Raw genomic sequence first — 7,945 nt, forward strand, 5'->3', positions numbered from 1 at the left:
GATAGAACGTGTAGTCGAGGCCGGCGAATGTATCGATGATGCGCGCTTCGCCGACTTTCCAGTACTCGACCCAGCACCACGGCAGATGCGTTTCGATCAACTGGCGCGCGCCGCGCAGCGCGTCGATTTCCATCCCTTCGATGTCGAGTTTCAGGAAGTCGAGCCTCGGCAGGCCGAGCGAGTCGAGCCTGACGACGGGCGTCGGCGTGCCGCCCGTCGCCTGGCTATCGACGAGCGACACCGAACCGAAGTCGGCATCCGCCCCGTAATCGATGTCGGGCACCTTCATCGTGCCGTTGGCGCTCGCGAGCCCCATGTTCAGCAGATGGAGGTTGTCGAGCTCGTTGAGCGCGACGGTGCCTCCGAGCGCATGGAACAGTGTGCGCTGCGGCTCGAACGCATACACGCGGCCGCCGCGTGCGCGCAGCCGCTGGGCGATCGGCACGCATACGAGCCCCGCGTTAGCGCCGCCGTCTACCACGATCGCGTCGTCGGGCAGCTGGTCGATCACCTGCAGGATCGTGTCGAGTTCGCCCTGGATATGCGGTCGGCCGGTCTTGATCAGCGCTTCGGCCTGAAGCGCGCAGTGCCGGTTGATGACGAACGGGCCGTGGATCGAATCGATCACGACGAAATTGCGGACGGTCTGATTCATGGGCGGGGGAACGCGTGCGAGAACGGTCAGCCGGGCGCGCGCCCGGCGAAGAGGCGCTGGATCTGTTCGGAATACGCGCGCACGTTGTGTTCGGCGAGCGTGTCGACCTGGTGCAGGCAGCGGCGGGCCGCTGCCGCGTATTCGTCGAGCCGCGCGTCGTGCGTTTGCGCGGCGGTCGCGATCGCGCGCGCCGCATCGAAGATCTCGAAGTCCGGGTAGTAATAGCCGACGTCGCGCAGGAACGGCGAGTTGTGCACGAGCGGATAGTTGCCGTACAGCGCGTCGTACAGCAGGTAGTTCAGCCCGTTTTCCCAGTGGTGCGACACGACGATGTCGGTGTGGTGCGCGGCCCAGGCGATGAACGGCGCGCGCACGTCGGCCGTTGCCTTGCCGTCGCGCACCATCTCGAGCCCCAGCGCGAGATGCTTGAAGGCGACGTTTTCCTTCTTGTCGAACGTGTTGGTCATGTACACGTGCTCGACGAGTTCCGGGTGTTCGACGTAGCACGCGTTCGCGGCGAGCATCGGCACGATCGCGCTCTTCACGACGTTCAGGTTCGGTTCGAAGAACGCGATGCGCTTGGCCGGGCCGTGGTTGCGGTAGCCGAAGCGCGCCTTCAGGTCGGGATCGGCGTCGAGGCTGCGTTCGATGAAGTACGGCGACCAGATGTGCGGCAGCTCGATCACCGGCGCGCGATAGACGGCCTGGAAATAGGCCGCGCACGTGTGCATGTGCTGCGGGTTGGTCCAGATTTCGTCGAACTGCACGCGGTGCGGGTTCGGCCGCCAGTTGTTCTTCTCGAAGTTGATCGTTTCGACCGCGATCACGTAGTCGTTGCCGAAGCGGTACGACACGCACTTGCCGCCGCGCGCACGCACGGCATCCGCGTGCGACGGGTCGATGAACGCGTTCATCTCGATCAGCAGGTCGGTCTGGTGGATGATCGCGGACAGCGGGCGCAGCGCATTGCCGAACGCGTCCATCATCAGCGCCTGCGGGTATTCGGCGATGCCGTCGTCGTGCGCGAGCCAGACTTCGCCGATCAGCGGCGAGCTTTTCAGCAGCATGTACAGGTACACGCAGTGCTGGTTCGCGCCGTTGTACCAGATCGACTGCGTCGCGTCGCGCTGCACGTTCATCGTAATCGCGACATTGATTTTCATCGGCGGCTCCGGGCGGGCGATGCGCGGGTTACGGCGTGTAGTTCTGCGATTGGCGCGGCACGTAGCCGGTCAGGTGCCAGCGGCCGTCGTCGTCGAGGCGAAAGCTCAGTTTCTCGAATACGGTCGCGCCGCTCGCGAGCGTCGTCGCGTAGTCGAGGTTCGCGTAAAGGCCGTCGGGCACCGTCGCGACGTTGGCGTAGCGGATGCGCGTGATCTGCGCCCAGCCGCGATGGGTGACCGTGCCGACTGACTGGCGTGCGTGCTGGATGTCGGCCACGAACTGGTCCGGCTGGATGCGCGCCTTCACGAATGCGGCGGAATCGGCCCACACCGCACGGTACTGGCCGGCGTCGAGCAGCTTGAAGACGATGTCCGCGTCGTGCAGCAGTGCGTCGGCCGATTCGCCGTCGGATTGCGCGTGCGCGCCGATCGCGATCGACGCGAGCGCGCAGCCGATCAGCCATTTCGCGCGGGAGAGGGGCAGGGGTGCATTCATGTCGGAGTCCGGGGAGCGCGACGCGTTACGCGTCGCGATAGAGCGACGCGATCGCGTCGGAATACGCGGCGACGTTGTCGGGGTTGTAGATGCTGACCGAGTCGAGCACGTGCTTCGACTGCTCGCGATACGCGTCCAGGTTCGCGTCGTGTTCGGCGAACGCCTGCAGCAGCGCGCGGCCGCCGGCCTGGCAATCGAAGTCCGGATAGAAATACCCGGCCTTGCCGAGAAACGGCGAGTTGTGGATCAACGGATAGTCGCCGTACAGCAGTTCGTAGTACAGGTAGTTCTGCGCGTTCTCCCACGTATGCGACACCACCGCATCGCCGTAGGCCGCCATGAATTCGTACACCGCGTAGCGGCTTTCGAACGTCGTGATCCCGTGGTTCACGATGTCGAGGCTCTTCGCGAAGTGGACGAACGTCGGATGCTCCTTCATGTGCACGGTGTTGCACACGCGCACGAACTCCACGAAATCGGGCTTCGCGCGATACGCTTCCTCGGTCACCAGCATCGGGACGATGCTCGTCTTCACCATGCAGATGTTCGGCTCGAACATCGTCACGCGCCAGCGTGGCTTGCCGGGCTGGTAGCCGAACGACAAGCCCGCGCCGAGCGTCGCGCGCGCCTTGTCGAACAGCATCGGATGCCAGATGTGCGGAACGATCGTGACCGGCGCGCGCAGGCCCGTCTGGTAATAGTGCAGGCACGAGCGCTCGAATTCCGGAATCGTCCACACCGCGTCGTACGGCGCGCCGGAGAACAGGAAGCCCGACGGCTTGTTGAACATCGCGCGCTCGATGTCGATCACGTAGTCGTTGCCGACCCGCATCGTGACCACCTTGCCGCCGCGATCGCGGAACGTGCGCAGGTAGTCCGCGCCGAACTGCGCGCTCATTTCGATCAACACGTCGCAGCGCTGCAGCGCTTCGTCCATCGACAGCAGCGGCACGTCCCACTCGCCCAGCATCATCTGCGGATCGGCGAGCTGCTCGCCGCCGTTCACCATCACGGCTTCGGCTACGAGCGGCGACTGGCGCAGCAGCAGGATCAGCAGCAGGCAGTTCTGGAAAATGCCGTTTTCCCATAGCGACTGGCCGGCGCCGCGCACGAACAGCGACACGCCGACGACGAGACGTTTGCCCTCGCCGGGCGCTTGACGGGCATTGGAGTCCGACATGCGTATGCTCCGGTTCAGGCGACCAGGCGCGCGACGAACGCGTCCAGGTTCGCGGGGTTGTCGATCGAGACCGACTGCAGCAGCCGGCCGGCTTTCGCGCGATAGTCGTCGAGCCGTTCGTCGTGATGTAGCCACGCATCGAGCAGTGCGCGGCCGCCCGCGGCGGCATCGAAGTCCGGGTAGTGGTAACCGGCGTCGCCGAGCATCGTCGAGTTGTGGATCAGCGGATAGCCGCCATACAGCACGTCGTAGTACAGATAGTTCTGCGCGTTTTCCCAGTGATGTGACACGACGGCGTCCGCATGGCGCGCCATGAAGCCGGGCAGGTCCATGCGCGGCTCGAAGGTCGCCTTGTGCTGGCGCACCAGATCGAGGCTGTTCGCGAAGTGCACGAAGGTCGGGTGTTCCTTCATGTGCATCGAGTTGACGACGAACATGTGCTGCACGGCGTCCGGGCGCGCGCGGTAGAACTCGTCGCACGCGAGCATCGGGTAATGGCACGACTTCACGACCGAGATGTTCGGCTCGAGCGTCGCGAGATGCCACGGCCGCTGGCCGGGCCGGTAGCCGAAGGTCACGCCCTCGGCCGCGAGCGCGGCGATGCGGCGTTCAAGGAAGTACGGCGACCAGATGTGCGGCATCAGATGCACCGGCGCGCGTAGCAGGGTTTGCAGCATCGGGGCGCCCGTCTTCTCGTACTGCGGCAGCAGCCACACTTCGTCGAACGGCGCGCCGTTGAAGACGTGGCCCGATGGTTTGTCGAAGATCGGCGTTTCGGATACGCCCGCATACACGTGCCCGCAGAAGAACGCGGCGATTTTCTTGCCGAGCGCCTTCATATGCCGGAGCCATTCCACCGGCAGTTGTGCGCCCATCTCGAGCACGACGTCGAGTTCATGCGTCACGTCGGAAGGCTTCACGAGCGGAATGTCGAGGCCGTCGAGGTCGAGCCCGGCCGGCAGCGCGTTGGCGTCACCGCCGTTCAGGAAATAGACGGGGCCGACACGGTCCGAGCGCTTGAGCATCATCGCGAGGAACGCGATGTTCTGATGGATGCCGTTTTCCCAGATCGCCTGGCCGTCCCGCGCAAACAGCGAGATGCCGACGGCCGGCCGTTGCTTGCGGGTGCGACCCGAGGCGGCTTGATTGATGTCCGTCACCGGTTGGTTTCCTCTGCGGCGTCGTGCGTGCGGCCGTGGCGTCGAGCGAGCGGCCCGAAAACGGCGCGCCGTGGATTGTCATGGTTGCGTGTGCGCCGGCGTGCGCTGCAAAACGAGCCGAGCGACGCGGAGCGCGGGGCGGCCGCCGGGTTCCGGAATGCCGTCGCGCGTGACTGGCACGGCGCGCGATGCGGGCGGAACGCCCCGGCAACTGTCTGCGCCGATTGTGGCACGGAAGTCGCCGGTTTGTGGAGGGGTATGACGAACTTTGACATAGCGGCCGGCGCCGTCGCGGCGCGCCGGCGAAGCAGTGCCGGAACGGTCCGGCGGGGCGGGGGCGCCCGCCTGGTTCGTGGCCGTCGCGGGCGGGCGCGACGGCTGCCGTTCAGCGCTGCAGCGAGATTTCGACGCGGCGGTTGCTGGCGCGGCCTTCGGCCGTCGCGTTGGACGCGACCGGATCGGCGCTGCCGCGGCCGGTCACAGACACGGATTGCGCGTTCAGCCCGTGCGTCTTCAGGTAGCCCGCGACGGTCTCCGCGCGGCGCTTCGACAGCGCGAGATTGGATGTGGCGCTGCCCGTCGAGTCCGTATAGCCGGTCACCGTCACCTGCGAGTACGTGCGGTCTTCGCGTTCGCTCAGCAGTTTGTCGAGCGATGCGCGTGCGGCGGGCGTCAGCGTGGCCAGGCCCGTCGCGAACAGTGCGTCGCCGGCCAGGTTGACGTGTTCGACCACGGGCGCGGGAGCCGGTGCCGGTTCGGCGGCCGACGCCGTTTCCGCCGGCGCGGCGCCGCACTGGAACACCAGCGTCGCCGGATCCGAGCCGTCGCGCAGCGCGCGGGCCGAATCGACGGTGCGCACCGGCTGGTCGCCGCAGATCTTGCGGGCGGCCTTCATGCAGGTCTGCGGGCCCGACAGCAGGCCGTGGCAGTCCACCTGGAACGTGCGCACGCCGTCGCGCGGCTGCAGTTCGGATGCGCTGTAGGTCGGGCCGGATGCGGTCGAGCATGCGGCGAGGCCCATTGCGGAAAGCGCGAGCGCAAGAGCGAGTTTGTTCACGGTTACGTCCTCAAGGCTTGGGTTGACCGAAGCCCGCCGTACGGGGCACGGCGGGTTCGTCCTGCTGCCGGCGCCGCCGTGTCCGGCCCGGCTGGCGAGCCGGGCGGCGTGGCGGCGCGACGGGTTACTTCCACTGGTACAGCATGCCGGCGCCGATCACCTTCTGACCGCCGCTGAAGCCGCCGTTGATCGACGCCTTCAGGTTTTCCGTGATGCGGGCCTGCATGTTGACCGCCATCGCCTTCTGGCCGAGGAAGGTCGACGTGCCGACACCCATCCCGAAGTTGGCGTCGCGATCGAGCTGCGGGATCGAGGCCATCGCGCCGACGGCTGCGATACCCTGCTTCGCCATCTGGTCGGTTTGCTGCAGTTGCGAACCCAGCGAGTTGATCTGCGCCTGCTGGCCCGACAGTGCCGTCGACAGCGTCGTCTGCACCTGCGTCAGCTGGTTCACGTTCACCGCGTCGGTGCCTTCCGTACCCGGCGCGACGTTCGTGATCTGGCGCTGCTGCGTGTCGCTACCGACCGACACCACGTTCGAACGGCCGCCGTCGGTCGAATTTGCGCCGATCGCCACCGAGTTCGAGCCGGCGGTGACGGTCGGCTTGTCGTTGCCGGTACCGTTCATGTCGGCCGCGATGCCGGAGTTGTTCGCCGCACGCGTCTGGTTGTTGTTGATCGTCGTCGACAGCTGGTTCACCGTGTTGCTGATGTTCGTCACGCCCGTCGACAGCGAGGCCACGTTGCTGTTCGTCGTGCTCAGGCCGGTCGACAGCGAGCCGATGCCGGTCGACGTCGACGTGGACAGCGACGACACGTTGCTGTTCGTCGAGCTCAGGCCCGTGGACAGCGAGTTGATCGCGGTCGAGGTCGATGTGGACAGCGAGGCCACGTTGCTGTTCGTCGAGCTCAGGCCGGTGGACAGCGAGCCGATGCCGGTCGACAGCGACGAGATGTTCGACGCGGTCGACGTGGACAGGCTGTTGAGCGCCTGGTTCGTCGCGTTGAGCTGGCTGCCGTTGATCGCGTCCGTGCTGGTGGCCGATACCTGGCCTGCCGCGACGTTCGTGATCTGGCGTTCCTGGCCGGGCGCGCCGACGCTCACCACACCCACCGGGGAGCTGCCCGCGAAGAAGTATGTGACGCCGCCGATCGTTGCGCTCGACGTGCCCACTGCCGTACCCGTGACCGAGTTCGCGCCGAGTGCGACCGAGTTCGCGACGTTCGCCGTGGCGTTCGAGCCGAACGCGAGGGCGTCGGCCGCCGTTGCCGACGCGTTCGAACCGTAGGCTTGCGCGCCCGTGGCGCTTGCGATCGCCTGGTTGCCGACGGCGATCGTGTTGTCCGCGGTCGCCTGGCTCGAGCCGCCGAGGGCCACGGCATTGGCGCCGTTCGCCGTGTTCGCGTTGCCCAGCGCCACTGCGCCGTCGCCGCTGGCCGTATCGTTCGCGCCCATCGCCACTGCACCCGTGCCCGTTGCCACGCTCGGGTCGCCGATCGCGACGGCGCCGTCGCCGCTCGCCGTATTTCCGGAGCCGATCGACACCGCCTTGCCGCCGGTGGCCGATGCGTTCTGGCCGATCGCGACTGCGCCGTTCGACGCCGCGTTCGAGCCGTCGCCGACTGCGACGCTGCTGGCGCCTGCCGCGCTGGCGTTCACGCCGGCTGCGAGCGCGTTGACGCCCGTCGCGCCGTTGTTGTCGTAGTTGCCTTGCTGCGTACCGTTGTCGTTGACGCTGTAATAGTGCGTCTTCGCGTCGTTGATCGCGGTCGAGGTCGACGTGGACAGCGACGATACCGAGCTGTTCGTGCTGCTCAGGCCGGTGGACAGCGAGCCGAGGCCGGTCGACGTCGACGTGGACAGCGAGACGATCGTGCTGTCGGTCGAGCTCAGGCTGGTCGACAGGGAGTTGATGCCGGTCGAGGTCGAGGTGGACAACGACGTGATCGTGCTGTTCGTCGAGCTCAGGCCGGTGGACAGCGAGTTGACGCTGGTCGAGGTCGAGGTGGACAGCGACGTGATCGTGCTGTTCGTCGAGCTGAGGCCGGTGGACAGCGAGTTGATGCCGGTCGAGGTCGAGGTGGACAGCGACGTGATCGTGCTGTTCGTCGAGCTCAGGCCGGTGGACAACGAGTTGATGCCGGTCGAGGTCGAGGTGGACAGCGAGCTGATCGAGCTGGTTGCCGACGACAGGCCGGTCGACGTGGAGGTCGAGAGCGAAGCGACCGAGCTA

General features: G+C 66.6%; 7 protein-coding genes. All 7 read right to left on the minus strand.

The window, feature by feature from the left end:
- The coding region (locus J7024_RS35560; protein WP_234745937.1) for an FkbM family methyltransferase at positions 1 to 655 on the minus strand (655 nt) is incomplete at its 3' end.
- 26 nt (positions 656 to 681) lie between these two features.
- Positions 682 to 1,818: a DUF2827 family protein gene (locus tag J7024_RS35565; protein WP_124829480.1), complete on the minus strand. Its 1,137-nt coding sequence runs from the start codon at positions 1,816 to 1,818 to the stop codon at positions 682 to 684.
- 28 nt (positions 1,819 to 1,846) lie between these two features.
- Positions 1,847 to 2,314, minus strand: a complete 468-nt coding sequence (locus tag J7024_RS35570) for a DUF4019 domain-containing protein (protein ID WP_124829479.1) — start codon at positions 2,312 to 2,314, stop codon at positions 1,847 to 1,849.
- 25 nt (positions 2,315 to 2,339) lie between these two features.
- The gene (locus J7024_RS35575; RefSeq protein WP_124829478.1) at positions 2,340 to 3,494 is read right to left on the minus strand and encodes a DUF2827 domain-containing protein; all 1,155 of its coding nucleotides are present in this window, start codon (positions 3,492 to 3,494) and stop codon (positions 2,340 to 2,342) included.
- A gap of 14 nt (positions 3,495 to 3,508) precedes the next feature.
- Complete coding sequence (locus J7024_RS35580; protein ID WP_124829477.1) at positions 3,509 to 4,654, minus strand: DUF2827 domain-containing protein; 1,146 nt, start codon at positions 4,652 to 4,654, stop codon at positions 3,509 to 3,511.
- A gap of 385 nt (positions 4,655 to 5,039) precedes the next feature.
- On the minus strand, positions 5,040 to 5,711 hold the full coding sequence (locus J7024_RS35585) for an OmpA family protein (RefSeq protein WP_124829476.1): 672 nt from the start codon (positions 5,709 to 5,711) through the stop codon (positions 5,040 to 5,042).
- A gap of 124 nt (positions 5,712 to 5,835) precedes the next feature.
- A partial coding sequence (locus J7024_RS35590; protein ID WP_234745939.1) for a YadA family autotransporter adhesin occupies positions 5,836 to 7,945 on the minus strand: 2,110 nt, incomplete at its 5' end.

Origin of the sequence: Burkholderia sp. WTPI3, assembly GCF_021483755.1 — a bacterium.
Classification (GTDB): Bacteria; Pseudomonadota; Gammaproteobacteria; order Burkholderiales; family Burkholderiaceae; genus Burkholderia.

Excerpts from the sequence above, each read along its gene's own strand:
- J7024_RS35565 (WP_124829480.1), bottom strand. The coding sequence starts at position 1,818 with ATGAAAATCAATGTCGCGATTACGATGAACGTGCAGCGCGACGCGACG.
- J7024_RS35570 (WP_124829479.1), bottom strand. The coding sequence starts at position 2,314 with ATGAATGCACCCCTGCCCCTCTCCCGCGCGAAATGGCTGATCGGCTGC.
- J7024_RS35575 (WP_124829478.1), bottom strand. The coding sequence starts at position 3,494 with ATGTCGGACTCCAATGCCCGTCAAGCGCCCGGCGAGGGCAAACGTCTC.